This is a genomic window from Streptomyces sp. RGM 3693, assembly GCF_050471125.1.
Classification (GTDB): domain Bacteria; phylum Actinomycetota; class Actinomycetes; order Streptomycetales; family Streptomycetaceae; genus Streptomyces.
Genome location: NZ_JBMPPQ010000002.1, coordinates 1,455,350 through 1,470,802, shown reverse-complemented (window position 1 = coordinate 1,470,802; position 15,453 = coordinate 1,455,350). Strand labels below are relative to the sequence as shown.

Annotated in this window: 24 protein-coding genes; 6 read left to right on the top strand and 18 right to left on the bottom strand. The window is 64.9% G+C overall.

All coding sequences use genetic code 11. The features are described from left to right. Positions 1–312: 312 nt before the first annotated feature. The 17 genes from ACO0M4_RS23900 to ACO0M4_RS23820 form a co-directional block, all read right to left on the bottom strand. Positions 313–1,677 carry a DUF3987 domain-containing protein gene (locus ACO0M4_RS23900; RefSeq protein WP_430372972.1) on the bottom strand — a complete coding sequence of 455 codons (1,365 nt, stop codon included), beginning with the start codon at positions 1,675–1,677 and terminating at the stop codon, positions 313–315. Positions 1,678–1,687: 10 nt separating this feature from the next. After that, entirely contained in the window at positions 1,688–1,894 is a 207-nt protein-coding gene (locus ACO0M4_RS23895; protein ID WP_430372971.1) for a hypothetical protein, read from the bottom strand. Beyond that, on the bottom strand, positions 1,891–2,643 hold the full coding sequence (locus tag ACO0M4_RS23890; RefSeq protein ID WP_430372970.1) for an Lsr2 family DNA-binding protein: 753 nt from the start codon (positions 2,641–2,643) through the stop codon (positions 1,891–1,893). The genes ACO0M4_RS23895 and ACO0M4_RS23890 overlap by 4 nt, the downstream gene beginning before the upstream one ends. Positions 2,644–2,792: 149 nt before the next feature. Then, entirely contained in the window at positions 2,793–3,005 is a 213-nt protein-coding gene (locus ACO0M4_RS23885; protein ID WP_430372969.1) for a hypothetical protein, read from the bottom strand. Between the two features lie 16 nt (positions 3,006–3,021). Continuing rightward, positions 3,022–3,234 (bottom strand): hypothetical protein, encoded by a 213-nt coding sequence (locus ACO0M4_RS23880; RefSeq protein WP_430372968.1) that lies wholly within the window; start codon positions 3,232–3,234, stop codon positions 3,022–3,024. Beyond that, the gene (locus ACO0M4_RS23875) at positions 3,231–3,755 is read right to left on the bottom strand and encodes a hypothetical protein (RefSeq protein ID WP_430372967.1); all 525 of its coding nucleotides are present in this window, start codon (positions 3,753–3,755) and stop codon (positions 3,231–3,233) included. The genes ACO0M4_RS23880 and ACO0M4_RS23875 overlap by 4 nt, the downstream gene beginning before the upstream one ends. Beyond that, entirely contained in the window at positions 3,755–3,997 is a 243-nt protein-coding gene (locus ACO0M4_RS23870; protein WP_430372966.1) for a hypothetical protein, read from the bottom strand. The genes ACO0M4_RS23875 and ACO0M4_RS23870 overlap by 1 nt, the downstream gene beginning before the upstream one ends. Further along, on the bottom strand, positions 3,994–4,254 hold the full coding sequence (locus ACO0M4_RS23865; RefSeq protein WP_430372965.1) for a hypothetical protein: 261 nt from the start codon (positions 4,252–4,254) through the stop codon (positions 3,994–3,996). Before ACO0M4_RS23865 ends, ACO0M4_RS23870 begins: the two co-directional genes overlap by 4 nt. Then, positions 4,251–4,487 carry a hypothetical protein gene (locus tag ACO0M4_RS23860; protein WP_430372964.1) on the bottom strand — a complete coding sequence of 79 codons (237 nt, stop codon included), beginning with the start codon at positions 4,485–4,487 and terminating at the stop codon, positions 4,251–4,253. The genes ACO0M4_RS23865 and ACO0M4_RS23860 overlap by 4 nt, the downstream gene beginning before the upstream one ends. Positions 4,488–4,995: 508 nt before the next feature. Then, positions 4,996–5,511, bottom strand: coding sequence for a hypothetical protein (locus tag ACO0M4_RS23855; protein WP_430372963.1), 516 nt, complete (start codon positions 5,509–5,511; stop codon positions 4,996–4,998). A 126-nt stretch (positions 5,512–5,637) separates the two neighbouring features. Then, positions 5,638–5,874: a hypothetical protein gene (locus ACO0M4_RS23850; RefSeq protein WP_430372962.1), complete on the bottom strand. Its 237-nt coding sequence runs from the start codon at positions 5,872–5,874 to the stop codon at positions 5,638–5,640. A 17-nt stretch (positions 5,875–5,891) separates the two neighbouring features. After that, positions 5,892–6,254, bottom strand: a complete 363-nt coding sequence (locus ACO0M4_RS23845) for a hypothetical protein (RefSeq protein WP_430372961.1) — start codon at positions 6,252–6,254, stop codon at positions 5,892–5,894. Further along, a complete protein-coding gene (locus tag ACO0M4_RS23840) occupies positions 6,254–6,589 on the bottom strand; it encodes a hypothetical protein (RefSeq protein ID WP_430372960.1) in 336 nt (111 codons plus the stop codon). Before ACO0M4_RS23840 ends, ACO0M4_RS23845 begins: the two co-directional genes overlap by 1 nt. 250 nt (positions 6,590–6,839) lie before the next feature. After that, positions 6,840–7,001 (bottom strand): hypothetical protein, encoded by a 162-nt coding sequence (locus ACO0M4_RS23835; RefSeq protein ID WP_430372959.1) that lies wholly within the window; start codon positions 6,999–7,001, stop codon positions 6,840–6,842. A gap of 398 nt (positions 7,002–7,399) precedes the next feature. Next, positions 7,400–7,753, bottom strand: a complete 354-nt coding sequence (locus tag ACO0M4_RS23830) for a hypothetical protein (RefSeq protein WP_430372958.1) — start codon at positions 7,751–7,753, stop codon at positions 7,400–7,402. A gap of 1,214 nt (positions 7,754–8,967) precedes the next feature. Continuing rightward, positions 8,968–9,303 (bottom strand): histone-like nucleoid-structuring protein Lsr2, encoded by a 336-nt coding sequence (locus tag ACO0M4_RS23825; protein WP_430372957.1) that lies wholly within the window; start codon positions 9,301–9,303, stop codon positions 8,968–8,970. Positions 9,304–9,354: 51 nt separating this feature from the next. Beyond that, positions 9,355–10,698: a transcriptional regulator gene (locus ACO0M4_RS23820; protein WP_430372956.1), complete on the bottom strand. Its 1,344-nt coding sequence runs from the start codon at positions 10,696–10,698 to the stop codon at positions 9,355–9,357. Positions 10,699–10,908: 210 nt separating this feature from the next. Between ACO0M4_RS23820 and ACO0M4_RS23815 the strand changes: the two genes are divergently transcribed. The 6 genes from ACO0M4_RS23815 to ACO0M4_RS23790 all read left to right on the top strand — a co-directional run bounded on the left by ACO0M4_RS23815 (position 10,909) and on the right by ACO0M4_RS23790 (position 14,440). Beyond that, complete coding sequence (locus tag ACO0M4_RS23815; RefSeq protein ID WP_430372955.1) at positions 10,909–11,145, top strand: hypothetical protein; 237 nt, start codon at positions 10,909–10,911, stop codon at positions 11,143–11,145. A 141-nt stretch (positions 11,146–11,286) separates the two neighbouring features. Continuing rightward, entirely contained in the window at positions 11,287–11,460 is a 174-nt protein-coding gene (locus tag ACO0M4_RS23810) for a hypothetical protein (protein WP_430372954.1), read from the top strand. A gap of 133 nt (positions 11,461–11,593) precedes the next feature. Beyond that, positions 11,594–11,872, top strand: coding sequence for a hypothetical protein (locus tag ACO0M4_RS23805; RefSeq protein ID WP_430372953.1), 279 nt, complete (start codon positions 11,594–11,596; stop codon positions 11,870–11,872). Between the two features lie 201 nt (positions 11,873–12,073). Then, complete coding sequence (locus tag ACO0M4_RS23800) at positions 12,074–12,574, top strand: hypothetical protein (protein ID WP_430372952.1); 501 nt, start codon at positions 12,074–12,076, stop codon at positions 12,572–12,574. Between the two features lie 92 nt (positions 12,575–12,666). Further along, the gene (locus ACO0M4_RS23795; protein WP_430372951.1) at positions 12,667–13,344 is read left to right on the top strand and encodes a class I SAM-dependent methyltransferase; all 678 of its coding nucleotides are present in this window, start codon (positions 12,667–12,669) and stop codon (positions 13,342–13,344) included. Positions 13,345–13,510: 166 nt separating this feature from the next. After that, entirely contained in the window at positions 13,511–14,440 is a 930-nt protein-coding gene (locus ACO0M4_RS23790) for a hypothetical protein (protein ID WP_430372950.1), read from the top strand. Here ACO0M4_RS23790 and hemC read toward each other — a convergent pair. Then, positions 14,427–15,359, bottom strand: coding sequence for a hydroxymethylbilane synthase (gene hemC / locus ACO0M4_RS23785; RefSeq protein ID WP_430372949.1), 933 nt, complete (start codon positions 15,357–15,359; stop codon positions 14,427–14,429). The genes ACO0M4_RS23790 and hemC overlap by 14 nt on opposite strands. Between the last annotated feature and the right edge of the window lie 94 nt (positions 15,360–15,453).

Here is a 15,453-nt window from a genome sequence, read left to right as displayed (position 1 = left end):
CCTGCACGCGCATCTCGCATACGTCGCAGTCGCAGTCATGGAGGCAGGTGCGACAGGTTCCTTCGTCGCAGAAGGGGTCAGGGCCGTGGAAGTCGTGGGTGGGGTGCGGGTCTGGGCATCCCCATGCCTCGCAGGCCCGCAGCCGTGACCAGGTGGGATAGACGATGTGTTCTCGTCGGCCCAGCGGCCCGTGCACCAGCGGGTAGCCGGGGCACGGGAAGCTGGAGCGGTCGGCCGCCTCCCTGGTGAGGAAGGCGGCTCGACACGAACGACACTGGTGCCGGCCTTCCGGCCGCCTGCGGAGCAGGTGTCTCACAGGCAAGCGGCGAGCGGATTACTCGGGGCCGGCGCCTGCTTGGGCTGCGGAATGACGGCCTTCTTCGCGGCCGGTTCCTCCTTGGCAACCGGGGCCGCCTTGGGCGGCTCGACCAAGGTGAGCACCGGCCCTTCCTCACGCTCGGGCTTCTTCTCCGCGCCGTCCGCCAGCAGGCGGTAGATGATCGGCTTCGGCCCCGCCGTCGAAGACTTGCCCCGGAAGTACTCGACGTCATCGAGCTGGTCCACCGTCTCGCGAAGGCCCTGGGCATTCGTGCGGGCCTGGAGGGACCGGAGCAGCAGGGTGGAGGTTGCCTCGCCGCCGTGGCGCTTGAGCGTTTCGCGGATCACGTCCGGGAGGCTCTTCACCTTGCTCTGGGTGCCGCTGTGGTTCTCGGTGACCAGCTTCTCCACCGAGTTGATCGAGTACTGGACGAAGGCCCAGGCCGCCATGAGGGCCTTCTTCGAGATCCGCGTCTTCATCTCCGAGGCCGCAAGGACGGCGGCAACCCGGAACACCTGCTCCGCGGTGCGCTCGAAGTACACGCCGACGTGTTCCGGGGTACCGGCCATCTTGCCGATCATGTAGGCCCGGATCTCGTCGTACGCCTTGTGCGCCTCCTTGGCGAGCGCGATCTCGCGAGGCTTGTCCTTTGCCCACTTGTACGCCTCGGCCAGCCGCTTGTCCGCGCGGATCGGGGCGCGCTTGCCGTACGGCAGCATCTTGCTCTGCTCGACCAGGACGGGGAGCAGTCGGTTGTAGGAGCCGCCGAGGGCTGCGCTGCTGCTGACGTACTTGGCCCACTCCCCGGGGGTCACGTGGACGGTGAAGCCGAGCAGGGGCGCTTCGACCTTTTGAACTTCGCCGGTCCCGTCCTTGCCCTTGGTGCGGTTGGAGATCTCGTTGCCGTCCCAGGCCGTGCGGAGCTTCTGATCGAAGGTGGGGCAGCGCTTGGCGCGCTTCAGGACCTCCGCCCACTCCTCTTCCACGATGCACGCCCGCCCGTCCGGGCCGCCTTCACTGCCCATCGAAGCAAGCTCGATGCCGTACAGGTTGCCGACCAGGGAAGGGCCGGACGATATGCCGTTCAGTACCCGGGTGGAGAGGAAGCCCTCGAACTGGGGGCCCAGGAGGGCGCGCGAGGCGCGGTAAGCGGTGCCCTTGCACCCGATGCCGGAGCGGCCGGCCAGCACGGTCCAGATGCAGACGGGCCGTCCCTCGTCGGTGCGGACGAACCCGTTGATCGCTGCGGAGAACAGACTGAGGGTCGAGGCGTAGATGCCGATGGGGTCGGCCTCTGTCTGGGGCATGATCGCTTCGACCGCGTCCCCGATGGGCCCGTACTTCATGGTGTCGAACATGGTGGTCCTCTTATTCGGTGCAGTGAGCGGCCCGGCGGTCGCTCGCGTGGTCGGGGCAGACGAACTGGCCGGTGGTGGGGTCGTATCCGGCCTCGCAGTTCTCACAGACGAGGTAGCCGCAGACGGGGCAGTCGCCGCAGGGGATGCCCTCCTCGGCCAGCTGCTCCAGGTCTTCGCAGCAGACGGCGCAGGTGCCCATGTGCTCCGGATCGGTCACGAGGCCACGTCCATGACGAGGGCTTCCTGACCGGCGTGTGCGTGGCGGTACGCCTCCCGGACGGTGCTGGGGATGGCGCCCTTGTCGCTGATCTTGAATCCCTCCGCCTTGGCCCAGGCCCGGATCTTCTGGGGCTCGCTCAGCTGTGGCGGCTGGGACTGCTTGACGATGCGCCGGATTTCCTGCTGCTCCTTCTCCTGGCGCTCCTCGGCCCATCGGACGCTGGACTCGGCCAGGCGGCGGTTCTTCTCCAGCCGCCACTTCTCCTCGGCTTCCACCTGAGCTTGTACGTCCTCGGCCGTCTTCTTCTGCGCCACCGCCGGTAGCGGGTCCTCGCCGATCCACTGGCCGGAGGTCACGGCCTCACGGAAGGCGCCGGCCCGCGTGGCGTCCAGGCACGGCGTACCGGCCGTCTCCGCCTCCTTCACCTTGTGCGGGGCCGGACGGACGCCGCAGACGATCAGTGCGGTGTCCTCTTCGACGTGGCCGACGATGCGGTACCCGCTGTTCTCCAGCGCCAGCCGGGCGGTGTCGGCGTCGTAGCCGGGGATCGTGCCCGTGATGACGACGCTGCCCCGTGCCTCGACGGTCGGCTCCAGGCCGTCAGTGCCGAAGAGGTCGGCGAGGTAGGCGCCGAACCGCTCGGCGTGTTCCGGGCACAGGTCCCATCCCTTGTGCCCCACCGCGATCACCGTCGCGGCTTCCTGCTCCTGGCCCTTGGCCTTGCACCCCATGCAGAGCGCGGTCATGTGCATCTCCTTTCGCTGGTCACCCATGGCGAAGGGCCAGATCCGAAGACCTGGCCCTCACCAAAGGCGCCCGCCTCGCGGGCATGAAGAAAGCGGCCCATCGGTTGATGGCCGCTCGTCTGGTGGTGCTGTTTGGTTGTGCTTGTTGCTTACCGCTGCTCGACTGTCCAGCGGCGCCGCTTGCGGTCCCACGCGACACGGGTTCCGCCGTGCCTGTTGCCCGCGTAGACGTGCGGGGCAGTCCGCCAATCGGTCTCAGGGCCCATCCGGTCCCCGAAGTGGACGTTGAGGCCCGCACCGTCGAGCGTGTTCAGCACCTCGGCTAGTCGTTCCCAGAGCGCGGCCTCATCGAGTTTCGTCATGTTGAACTCCCTTGCGTCAGTACTTGGTCCGCGTGTCCGACCGGCCGAGGTAGCGGACGCTCACCTGCTTGAGTGCGGCCGGTGCAAGGTTCTTGTGCACCCACGTCCACGCCGCCTCGCTTGCCGCGTCCCTTCCCTTGGTGGTCCTGACCACCTGGATGCGGGGCTGGCTGTTCTCGTCGGGCCACTCGGCCACGGCCCAGTGGTAGGTGTAGGACTCGCCCATCATCGGCCGCCCATCGTGAGCTGAACCGCTACCTCGCACTGCTGCGCTGTGGTCATGGCGAGCCAGCGCTCTCGGTTCTTCTCGCTCAGGGCATCGTGAAGGGCGACGCACGCCCCTGCTGTCCAGGCGTCCACGAGCATCCCGTCGACGGTGTCGGCGGCGTGCAGCTCGGCTATCCGGCGGTATTCGCCGATCCGGCCTTCGGCCTTCCAACGCTCCTCAGCGCCCTGCTCCCAGGCGAGTTCAGCCGCCTCGGTTTCGTTGGGCTCCCGGATCTCGTAATCACTCCGCCGGTAGACGGAGCCGCCGACGACACCCGGGTAGTCCTGGTGCCGCCGGTCATAGGTCTCGTCGTCCACGAACCGGCGCTCAACGTGCCCGGCGCAGTAGCCCAGCGGGCTTTGCGGGACGGTGGAGTACCGGGAGACGAAGGTGGTGACCACGGTCGCGGGCTCCGAGCAGAAGCCAGCCGTGCAGCGTCCGAGCGGCTTCACCTCAAGACCGCTTGCAAGCGTCTTCCACATCAGGCTGCCACCGCCCCTCGTGCCGCACGGGGGATTGCCGTCATGTAGGAGAGGGCGGCCTCGTGCACCAAGCGTGCCGCGACGGCACGCGGGTCGTGGTAGTGCTGGGCGAGCGTTCCGCACAGCTCGAACGTTTCCGATATCGCCTTCAGGCAGGCCCGTGGAGTGTCGTGCAGGGCGGCCAGGCCGGCCGCCTCCTGGACCTCCCACACGTCCTCGGCGTACCTCTTCATGCGGCTCATCGGCCCTCCACGCTGATCCGGACCGGCCAAGCGTCGGCCACCAGGACATCGGACTCGCCCAACCGCTCCCACTGCGGGGCGGTGCGCCATCCGTTGGCGGGGCGTTCCCAGCTCCACAGGATGAGCGTCTGGATGGCGTGGGTCAGGTCCTGGCGTCGGCGCCATGTGTACATCGGCCCGGGGCCGTTGGAGCTGTAGATGTCGAGCTGCCCCACCTCCTCGTCAAAGGTGGCGATCCATCGGGTTGAGGTGGTCACTTGTTGTTGCCTTCCTTTATCTGTCGCACGCGGTAGGTGTGGTGCGAATCCTTGGACTCGTCGTTGCCGTGGCCGTCGCAGTACGCCGTACTCAGCCAGCGGCGGATGCCGTACCGCTCCATATCGATCCACCGCGTTGCGGGTGCGCCGCAGTGCCCCAGCCAGCACCCGATGCGCCCTTCATCGAGCGTCTGAAAGTGCCGGACTTCGCTCTTGGTTGAGCCCTTGCCCATTACTGCTCTCCTTCTCCTGCGTCCTCGCGCGCTACGTCGAGGACGGGCCTGTAGAGGCGCGAGTCAGGGTCTCGGCCGGTCACGTATGCGTTCCGCTCGTGGCTCCGCCGGAACGCCGCACGGCAGTCCTCACACATGAACTCCTCTCCATTGGGAGTTCGGGTCAGGGGGCCTCGCCGTTTCTGCGCATCGACGCACGGCACGCACCAACCCATGGGCTCGGAAATTACGTGCTCCTTATGAGAGTTGACGTGTCGATCCCAGCATCCCTTGCACAAGCCGCCGCCCTCGATGTGCTCAAATACGGTGTGGGGCTTCCACCCTGGGTCAATGCCAACGGGTATCGCTTCCACGACGGCGTGGGGGTGCGAGGCCGCATCCTCCAAAGCCTTGAACCACTGGCCGTTCCAGTGGATGGTCTTGCGCGACCAGATGCCGCACGTCCCGTCGTGGGCGGCCGGGTCCGTCCAACCGTCCTTACAGACCCATACTTCGTACCGCCAGCCGGTCACTTCTCTCCCTCCCCGACCAGGTCGTAGAGGAACGGGTTGTAGTCGTTGTGGTAGTCCTTGCGGTAGATCTTCGGCGGTTTGGTTACGCCGTTCTCTTCCGCGAGGAACGAGAGCGTCATAGCGGGCATCTCCCTGTAGAGGCGCTGACGCCACTCGTCCAAAACGAGATCCACGAATGGGACTTCCTCGTCCTCACGCCACATGCGGACCCGAATTCGGCTAAGGTCCTCTTCCCATTGCCCAGCACGAATGATGATCTTTTGCACGGCGGGTTCCTCCTCGCTGTTGGTCTTGGAGTTTTCAATGAGGTAGGGGTGCCTCGCTGCGTGGGTTTCGCAGAACTCGGCGAACTCCTCGTTGCTTGCGAAGTCGAAGTGATCTCCCATGCCGTGCTCGGACGAGTAGGTAGCCGAGAAGAGAGGCCGCACCGGGTTGCCGTACTTTGGTTGCCAGGGGTACCAGATCGATATCTGATTGGGGGCGGACAATGTGAAGACGGTGTCTGCGATCACGTGCCGCATCTCGGTCTCGGGTGTTCTGGGCATGGCCTCCCTTTCTCGTGGCGCTGTCCGGTCTGACAGGCCATGCAAAGAGCCGCCCACCGATGGCAGGCGGCCCGAGGCAAAGCACGTCAGTTATTAGGCATCAATCAGTCGTTGCAACGCCGCGATCATCCGGCGAGCATCCCCCTTGGTGATCGCTAGCATGCTGTGTGAGTCCCACTTAGCGACTCCGGTAAAATCTGTCCACCAGGACAGGAAGATGGTCTCTGAGTCGTTTCCGAACCCTTCGGCGAACTCAACCGTGTGCATGAGTCCGGCACCGTGATTGACCCAGAATTCCCGGGCAGTCCCGTCTTCTTGTTCCTCGCTCACGTAAGCCTCCTGCATGGCTATACCGCCGCCCCCTCGAATTCTGCCAGGAGTTTGCGCAGTAGGGCTTGGGCGTCGAAAGCCTGGTCCGTCTGCACCTCGTCCATCCGGTCGGTTTCCGGGCCGTCGTCCGCCAAGTTCTCCTCGGGGTCGTACGACGGGACCTCTGCGCGGAGTGTCGCCAGCCAATCAGCCTCGTGCTGGCGTATACGCTTAACGGCTGCTCGAATAATGGTCTCGTACCGCTCTTCCGGGCACACGTGGCCACCCCATGAGCAGTGGCCGCACAGCGTGTTCTTGCCGCCGTCCTCGTAATCCTGGGGGTAGGCGCAAAGGTCCATCCTGCATTCGTTGCACAGGACACGCCCGAACTCATCCACCATTACTTCTGCCCCTTCAGGAAGTCTTCAAGCTGGATGATCCCGTCAGAGATTTCGATCTCGGTTACCTCTTCGACCTCCTCTTGAACTTCTTCTTCGAAGTGGAATTCCGCCGCAGCGATGATCGATTCAGGGTCGAGGTCATTCATGCGCGCCAGGTGAAAAATGTTGGCGATCAGGTCTCCGGCCACCTCTCGGATTACTTCGGGGGCAATGGTCAGGGTTCCGTCGAAGTATTCACGCTGTCCGGTCTGGCCGCCGAAAGCTTCGAGCGCCGTAAGTGCCCAGTTCGCGCGGGTCTTGTTCATCTCGGCTGCGCCGTCGTCATAAAAGCTCACGGTAATGCTCTCCAAGTGTGCTGCGGGTGTATCGGCTGCCACGGCTGGCAGGCCATGACCGGCCCCCACCAGGGCGGGGACCAATCAAAGCGCGTCAGATTTCAGCGGGTGTACTTGTGTTTCCAGAGGTTGAGTTCTACGAATACGGAAGGCAGGCCGTAGCTAGCGGCATAGCCAACCGCTTCCCGATAGGTTCCAAACCGCTTATGCCATGCCGGGCCAACGTGTGCGACGTACATTCGGCGCCCCCTCAGATCAGACCCATTGCGGCCATGAGGCCATCAACCGTCGGCGGGCATTCGTGCGTCGCCTCCCAGACTGCAAGCGCGGTCCGCGCAATAGATTCAGTCGGCTTGTCCGTCAGGCCAAGCGCGAAGGCAATGGAGTCATCCGGCGTGCATTCGATCTCCACCCCTTCTCCGCACTGACACAGGGTACGAACGCTGCGGGATATCACGAGGGTGCGAGTGAACTCAGGCATTGGATTCCTTTCTCTTTCCTGATCTGGCCAGAATGACCAGCCATAGCCGGGCCCGTCATGCATTCCTTGCACGTCAGGCCCGATTAGAGCCGTTCAGTCGGTAGCTTCGTATTCCCCGCACATGTTTCCGGCCCCGTCTTGAATATCGCCCCCGCCATCTCTTCGGGGATTCCCGGGCGCAGGCTTGCACAGAGCGTCTGTGAAACCTTCGTTATAGGCCGTTATCGTGGCGTGCTCCACTGCTGCGGATTTACGCGATTCCCCCACCGCGTAGCCTGCTACCGCCGTGGACACAGCCAGGGCAAGCACCAGGAGGAACGTTCGGATCTTCACAGGGAGATAACCTCTCCATTTGCCACATCGAAGATTGCAAGCTGAGATTCCAGACGTCCCATGGCCTCAGCTTCGGCACGGTCCGTCACGTTTATGGAGAGGTCGAGGTAGACCAGGCCGCCATCAACCCAAGCGCCAAAGAAGAGCCCTTGATCAGTCACACGGCATGCATAGTCAGCCACATATTGAGCCAGCGCCTCAGGGTCGAATGATTCGACGGGGATGGTGCGCTCACTTCCGGCAATGCTGACCATGAAGCCGTCAACAGGGGCGGGACGAACTGGAGAAAAGGTCAGGCCGCCGTCATTGACGATCGCGCGGCACTGCTCAACTGGGGTCATGGTGTCCATGGACATACCTCCATCGCATCGCACATCAACTTTTTAGGTAAGAGCGGTGCCCTGTTGGCACCGTCGCGTCCTAGGTCAGACTCGAACTGACAGCCCCCCATAGAGGGGCTAGGACTCCGGACTCAGGCGCTTAAGGCAACCCGCACATCGTCGCTCTAGGCTTTGATGCTGGAAACCGGACGCGCCGTGTCGTCCTGTACTGCATGACCTATCCATTACGGGCCGGTCATTCCCCGCTATCGGTTCTCTCTCCACTCCCGGTACTCCGTCTAGCGCCTGACACCGTTAGGTGTGGGTATTGCTTCGGGCCTTTGTGGGTGCCTCCCTCCCTGGTTTGGGAGGGCGAGACCTATGGTCTGTTCCTAGCTGGTCTGCCTATCGCCCTGAGACGGACTCACATAGGCACTCATCACTAGTGCGTGTGGATTTGGGTTCAGCCACTGCGGGCCGTTCCTGTCGTGGCGCCTGATCACCTTTCGCCTGATCCCCCTTTCCGCATCCCCGCTCAGCAGGTGGTACTCAGGGCGACTCTTTGGGGCGGCGCCTTTCGACATGGAAGACATTACGCGAGTTCACCTCGCACATCAACTTTTGGATTCTGGTCTCACTGACAGTCGAGCGGCCTAAAGTTTCATAGGAAGACGCGCGTTGCATTACACGGGCGGATGAGTCAATAGCCGAATGAGTGATTACGATCACGTGAATCTGCGTAGAGTTCTACGGTGCGTGATCATGGGGGCCAGATAATTCACTCATTGCAACCCGAGAAGGTGGTCACCACTCGCAGTGGGCGGGATTTCCAGAGCGCCCCGCGTGAATGAATCATTGGCGTGATCTATCCCACACGGAGACGGGGGTAGTCCGCTCATTCATTCAAAGAGGACCCACCGGGGGTGCCTTCCTCAAACTGTGTACGGGTATGAACTGTTCAGCGCCTGCCTGTCAGCTTCGCCTGCCCCATCCCCCTCGGGCCTCAGAGGGTCTGAGAACGGCCCCAGAGGGGCCCTCTGGGGCACTTTTGGGGCCCGTCGGCCGGAACTTCGCTGCCTCAACGAGTGAGTGGATGAATCATTGAGGTGAGGTGGGCCACTTTCGCCCCGCCGGCAGTCCTAATAGGGCCGGATGACATCTACGTTACTTGTGCCGGGTTCTCTATATGCCCATGAGTGCAACAGAAAGGCCCCCTCCAGTGAGAGGGGGCCCTTGAGGGACGGTTACTTGCTGGCCTTCTCGTATGCCTCGCGAATCTCGGCCGGCACACGGCCACGGTCGTTCACGTTGTAGCCCTGTTCCTTGGCCCAGGCCCGGATGTTCGCCGTGTCCTTGTTCCCACCAGCCGGGCGGGAAGCAGGGGCCTTTCCACGGCTGCCGCGGACACGTCGACCAGCCTTGGTGAAGGGTGCTACCGCCTCCAAAAGCTTGTCGTAGCTCTCCGGGGCGAGGTCGATCTCGTATGCCACGCCATCAATGATGAGCTGGTGCGTGGTGGCCTCCGAGGACTCTTCGCCTGTGAGGTCGTCCGTATAGATAACGACGGTCTTCTGTGCCATGCCAGGAATGGTATGCCATCCCAGACAGCACTAATTCCTTAATCGATGTGGCTATGCCGCGACAGGTGACGGCAGGGCCTTTACACGCTCTCGGAACTCACACACGGCTGGCTCGTTCTTAAACTTCCCGAGTTTGCCGGAAAACTCAGTCAGGCGCTCTAGCGCCCGCCCGGACGCGACCCGCTGTTCGAGGAGTTCGGCCCCTTCGTTGGCCGCGGCGAGGGCCCCGTCCAAGTTCTTGCCCTCCAGGTATGCCTCGGCCAACCGCCCGGCCCGGACTGCCCGGTCACGGGGAACCGAGGCGTCGACCGAGGCGACGAGGAAGTCCGCTGCCTGGTCCGCGTGCCCAGCCCAAAGCATGATCTTTCCCCGGGTGGAGTTGATTTGCGACTCCTCGAACCACGCCAGCCACTCGGGGAGTTCCCCACTGGAGCGGTCCCAGAGCTGCGTGGAGCGGTGAAGAGCGGATGCCGCCTGGCGGTGGTAGCCCTGTTGCGCCAACGCTGCCGCCAGGTGCAGGTGGAGGTAGGCCCTGCTGTGCGTGGGGATGGTCGTTCCACTGCTGTCGATGGCGGTGTTAAGGAGCTGCGCCCGTTCCTTGTTGTAACCGCCGTCCGAAGCGTGCACGCCCATCTCGGCGAGGACGAAGGCGCCGAGATCGTCGTCCCCCGCCGTCCGTGCGGCTCGGAGTGCCGCCACGTAGTACTGCTGGCCTTGGGAGTGAAGGCCCGAGTCGTAGGCCATCCAGCCGGTCAGGTAGGAGACCTGGGCGGCGAGTGAGTGCAGTCGCTCCCCGACGGCATCGGTATAGCGCGCCTGCTTGATCAAGGTCGTGATGAGGGCGAGGTCGCTGCGCGCTTGGTCGAGAAGGCGCGCCCCGCCCATCTGGGCGTCCAGGCTTCGCAACGTGGTGACGCGCTGTTCGAGAGTCGAGACCATTTCGTCGGTGACACGATCCCCATCCGCTGCTGCGGCGAAGGCCGATGGGGCGGTGGCCCAGCTCGCTGCAAGTGCGGAGAGCGTGGCACCCGTGATCGTGAGAAATCCCCTGCGATCCATGTGTGCACTCCTGACCAGATCATCCAGTGCATCAACGGTACCGGCCAGCGTCCACGGACGCCGTAGGCCGGCCACCTCCCAGACTGGCAACCAGGTCGGCCACAGCTCCGGCCGCGCGAGTTCCTGGGGCACTCCGAGCAGGTCAGCCAGGACGTACTGCGCATCGTCGTCCGGCCTCTGCCCTTGCTCCCACTTCCACACTGTTGTGCGATTAGTGGCCAGCGGAACGCCGAGCGTACCCCCATGAGTCTGCATCAGGTCTGCGAACTCAGCCTTGCCCCAGCCGCGAAGCTCAAGAAGGTAAGTGAGCGGATGTGTCAACGGGAAGTCAAGCACGGCTGTCCTCCGGTCCCCTGACAGGTGTTCGAAAGCCTACTCGCGTACCCAGGCCCAACGACCGGCCAGTACGAAGAGAAACCCCCTAGAAACCTTCCGTGACACCGGTGTTGGCCGCAACCCTCTTGCTGTGTCGGTTCGCGGCCCCGCTCTTACAGGTGGGGGCCGCCCGTCGCCGGCATCCGCCACCTGAGCAAGGAGGAGGTCACCGTGAGCGCTGAGGCATCGATCCAGCCGTCACTGGGTGACTACGTGCGGGACGCCAAGACGGGCATGGTCGGCATAGTCATGGACGTCGCGATGGGCCGGTACTGGGTGCGCCCGGTCGGGGGCGGCCGAGAGTGGGCTGCCTGCCCGGCGGATCTTCGCGAGATCACTCAGGCCGAACTGCTGAGTGCACGGGTCGCTGCTGCCAACAGACAGCGGCAAGCGTGCGGGAGGGCTTGAACTGTGACTCGCGTATTCCGATTCGCCACGTGGACCATCAAGCCGGACCCGCTGGTTCGGGCCTCCTGGGAAGCTGAGTGCGTCTCTGGCGAAAGCGAGGACTGCGGAGCGGAGTCCAGGGCGCTGGAAACTCCGGAAGCCGTGGACAAGTGGATGTGCGCGCACACCGAGGCGACCGGACACACCCGGTTCATCCGCATGTCCACCGACTACCTCCTCACCGAGCCTCCGGAAGGGAGCCTGGCGGCCGACCGCACCGCCCGCTTCCGGAAGCCTCAGCTTGAAGTCGTTGGGGGTGACGACAATGCAGGGTGACGGCTTCTGGTGCGAGGTCTCAGCCACCTCCGGGGACCACTCCCGCGCCATTCTCCTCAGCTCGTACCACGCCAGGAACGCCCGCTTAGCCGTCAGGTGGCTGCGGGAACAAGCATCGCGAATCGCGAACGCCTTGGACCCTGACCCCGGCACCTGGTGGTTGCGCAACGCGCCCTTGCGGGAGGTGCCGGCCGCCCTCGGCAAGCCAGACCCCGCAGCGGCTCTTCGCCAGTGGCGACGGAGCTGGCCGCGGCAGGAGGAGGCGCTGTCCCTCCTCGTGCGCGACGAACTGTTCACCTTCGTGACCTACGACGAGACCGCCTACTACTGGCTGTCCGCTCGTACCACACAGGTCGCCTTTCTCGATCAGTGGCGATACGACCCACCGATACCGGCCTACCAGGCCGCCTAAGACTCCGCTCCGGCCACGCACAGCCCGCAGCAGGCATCCGGCCCCCTCGTCGGATGCAGGGCTCGGAATCCCCCTTCCCGTGGCCGGAGCGGTACCAGACGCCCGCCCCGGTCGTGCCCCCTGAGAGGACAGGTCGAGCGACCGGGGCGGGTCAGCAAGGCACCACAAGGCACCACTCGACACGAACCGAGAGGAACGCCAGTGACAGCCGTACTTGAAGGACTCGCGGCTACTCGCACGCGAGACCCCCGGGAGCTGCTGAACGCCGTGCAGCCCCACATCCAGCATCTGACCATCAACGTCCTCGACTCCGGGATGACCATCTGGGACCGCGAGGTGGCGTTGCTGCTTCGCGACGAGGTGATGGTGAAGGACCTGGCGGAGCGGATACTCGGCAACGCCGTGATGTACCTGGTCGCCTCCATGGAACACCCGGAAGTGCACCTGGGTGTCGGCAAGGTCGTGGACATCGGCGTGCATCAGATCATCCTGGACACCCCTGTCTACTTCGCCTTCTGCGAGGCGTACAACGGCGGCGCGTACAAGCACCATGCGCCGTTCATCCAGCGCCGCAACGACGGCACCGTCCTCCGTACCGCGGACTTCCTGCGCTCGATCGGCTTCATGCCGGACGATGAGCTGTGGAGCCGGGACGGGTCCGAGTGCTCGCCGTGCGACAGCAAGGTCCCCGACAGCCACTAGATCCGCCCGGCTGTTCGAGGTGGGGCTCCGCGGTACGCCATGGCGGAGCCCCACCGCTGCCCGTTCTCCGAGCGCTTGAGGAACCCGATCACGTGACCGCACCCCACAACTACGACCACGAGCGTGAGCACTGGAACGCCTACGCCGAGTCGACGTCCGTCAAGGAACAGGTGGAGGACTCCGAGCCGGTATTCCGCTGGACCCAGTACCGCAATCACCCGAAAGCCCCCGGCCCGGAGCTTCTGGGCACCCCTCAGAGCGTGTTGGAAATCGGCTGTGGGACCGGTAGGGCCCTCGCCCACCTTGCGGAGCGGGGCGTCAAGGCGACGGGCATCGATCTGTCACCCGTGATGGTGCAGCAGGTGGCCGAGCGGTGGGGGTCTTTGGGCGTCGAGTTCGTATGCGCTGAAGTCCTGGACTATCTGGCCTCTTCGGCGGCCACGTACGACGCGGTGTACTCCATCTTCGGCGCTGCATGGTTCACCGCTCCCGAGCGGTTGTTCCCCCTTGTGGCTGGCCGCCTCAACCCGGGCGGGGTGTTCGCCTTCTCGCAGCCGCCAGCAATCCCCGGCGCCTACGGCCCGCAAGGTATGTACAAGGGCGGGTTCGCCGGGCCTGCCATGTACACGTACCGCTACAGCTACGAGCCGGGCGGTTGGGCGTCGTATCTGTCGGATGCGGGCTTCGTGGACGTGGAAGTGCAGGTGCTCGATGCCCCCACCCCAGGCCACATCGGAACCTTGCTCGGTCGAGCGCGCATGCCCTCGTGAATGAATGAATTGCACCCGTCGGCAGTCCAGCCGACGACGGTGTTCCTCTGATCGCCCGCCTCGGCCACGGTTCTTACTCATTGTCGTCCCCCACGGCGCGAGTGATGGCCGGGGCGGGCTCCAAGCCCCCACGCAGTCAATCGATTTGACCTTGCAGGAGGAGCAGATGCCCACCCACCGCTTAGCCGTCCGCAACTTTCTCGGAGGCCCTGGACTGGCCCCCGAAGACCTGACCATGGTCTTTCTGATGCGGGAGGACGACGATACCGCCCCACGCCCGATGCCCACGCTCACGGTGCGGGAGGTCCCCGGCGCCATCAAGGCCCTGGAGTCCTTCGGCGTGAAGTCGGTGAAGATGTTCGCTGGCTCCCGTGTCAGGGACGCCCGCGCCTCCCAGGGTGCATCCCCCACGAGCCTGATGGCCCGCGCGATCCAGGCGGCGAAGAAGGCCGCGCCCAGCGTCGCTGTAATGACCGAGACGTGCGTGTGCTCGCACACTGACTCGGGCGAGTGCTGGCTCGCGGACGAGCGCGGCGCCATGGATCTGGAGGAGACGACTGAGGTCATGGCGGCCCAGGCGGTGATGCAGGCCGATGTCGGCGCCGACATCGTCGGCCCGGCCGCGATGATTCCCGGCTCGGTGCGCGCGGTTCGCGGGGCCCTCGACGCTGCCGGGCACAGGGACGTGTCGATCATGCCGCACCTGATCTTCGAGTCCTCGCTCTACGAGGGGTACCGAGCCACCATGGAGGCGATCCCCCGCTCGGGGGCGCGGGCCTTCCAGATCAATCCGCGGCAGCCCGAGCAGGCCGTCCACGCCGCGCGGCAGATGGTCGAGGAGGGGGCGGACATGATCCTCACCGAACCCGCGCTCCACACCGTGGACACCGTCGTGCACCTGAAGAACAAGCTGGCTGTCCCCGTCATGCCGTTCTCTGTGAGCGGCGAGTACCTCCGGCTGACCGACCGTCGAGCGGATGGCGAGCGGGACGTGAAGGGGCTGATGGAGGCGTACACAGTCCTGAAGCGAGCGGGCGCCGACCGGATCATCACGTACGGCGCCCTGGAGATCGCTCGGGAGCTCAGGGCTTCCTGATCGCGGCCAGGATGTCGGCCGCCCCCTGCGTCAGGAGGTCGGCGGCCACGCAGGCGCCGAGCTTCTCCGGATCGTCCGCTGGCCCGGACCCGGCTGCGGTGACCTGAGTCGCCCCGTCCAGCGAGGTGACGGCGGCGGACAGGTGCAGCAGCCCGTCCTGTCCGATCCTTCCCCATGCCCCCACCGGGACGGAGCAGCCTCCGTGAAGCTCGGCCAGCAGGGCGCGCTCGGCACGCACGCAAGCGTCGACTTGTGGGTCTCCGGTTCCGCCGAGGAGCTGGGCGGCCGGGGAGTTGGTGCGGACCTGAATGCCGAGCGCGCCTTGTCCCGGGGACGGCGGGAAGACGGTGGGGTCAAGGATCTGGTGAACGTCGGGCATGAGGCCGAGTCGGTTCAGGCCGGCCGCCGCGAGGATCACCGCGTCAAGGTTGCCCTTGGTGGTGCGGGCCAGTCGCCCAGGCACGTTCCCGCGAATCGGGATGACCTCCAGGTCCGGGCGCAATGCAAGGAGCTGGGCGACACGTCGAGGCGCCCCGGTGCCTACGCGGGCGCCCCTGGGGAGGCCGTCAAGGGTGGCTCCGCACAGCACATCTCGCACGTCTTCCCGGGGGCCGGGGGTGGCGAGCAAGACCGTGCCTTCGCAGACGGACGTGGGGAGGTCTTTGAGGGAGTGCACGATCACGTCCACTCGGCCCGTGACGAGGGCTTCTTCCTGGTTGGTCGAGAAGGCGGAGCCACCAGCCGTCTTCGCCACCTCGGCGAGGGTGGGCGTGACGCGGTCCTGATCGCCGCCTTCGAGGATGACCTCTCGCTTGAACCGAACGCCAGGGAACTGCTCAGCGATGGGCGTAAGCCACTCCGTGACCTGCGTCTTCGCCAGTTTGCTCGCTCGGGAACCGATTCGCACCATGTCGCTCATTCGGGTCAACTCCTCGCTCGGCAAGGCTTGTTGACGCTCAATCGTACTTGCACCAGAACCATGCAGTTTCCGACAGATTGTCACCAAAGGAGAA

Bases quoted from the DNA above. Each gene is read 5' to 3' on its own strand.
- ACO0M4_RS23860 (WP_430372964.1), bottom strand. From the start codon at position 4,487: ATGGGCAAGGGCTCAACCAAGAGCGAAGTCCGGCACTTTCAGACGCTC.
- ACO0M4_RS23885 (WP_430372969.1), bottom strand. From the start codon at position 3,005: ATGACGAAACTCGATGAGGCCGCGCTCTGGGAACGACTAGCCGAGGTG.
- hemC (WP_430372949.1), bottom strand. From the start codon at position 15,359: ATGAGCGACATGGTGCGAATCGGTTCCCGAGCGAGCAAACTGGCGAAG.
- ACO0M4_RS23830 (WP_430372958.1), bottom strand. From the start codon at position 7,753: ATGGACACCATGACCCCAGTTGAGCAGTGCCGCGCGATCGTCAATGAC.
- ACO0M4_RS23890 (WP_430372970.1), bottom strand. From the start codon at position 2,643: ATGACCGCGCTCTGCATGGGGTGCAAGGCCAAGGGCCAGGAGCAGGAA.
- ACO0M4_RS23825 (WP_430372957.1), bottom strand. From the start codon at position 9,303: ATGGCACAGAAGACCGTCGTTATCTATACGGACGACCTCACAGGCGAA.
- ACO0M4_RS23875 (WP_430372967.1), bottom strand. From the start codon at position 3,755: ATGTGGAAGACGCTTGCAAGCGGTCTTGAGGTGAAGCCGCTCGGACGC.
- ACO0M4_RS23790 (WP_430372950.1), top strand. From the start codon at position 13,511: ATGCCCACCCACCGCTTAGCCGTCCGCAACTTTCTCGGAGGCCCTGGA.
- ACO0M4_RS23870 (WP_430372966.1), bottom strand. From the start codon at position 3,997: ATGAGCCGCATGAAGAGGTACGCCGAGGACGTGTGGGAGGTCCAGGAG.
- ACO0M4_RS23900 (WP_430372972.1), bottom strand. From the start codon at position 1,677: ATGTTCGACACCATGAAGTACGGGCCCATCGGGGACGCGGTCGAAGCG.
- ACO0M4_RS23845 (WP_430372961.1), bottom strand. From the start codon at position 6,254: ATGGTGGATGAGTTCGGGCGTGTCCTGTGCAACGAATGCAGGATGGAC.
- ACO0M4_RS23880 (WP_430372968.1), bottom strand. From the start codon at position 3,234: ATGATGGGCGAGTCCTACACCTACCACTGGGCCGTGGCCGAGTGGCCC.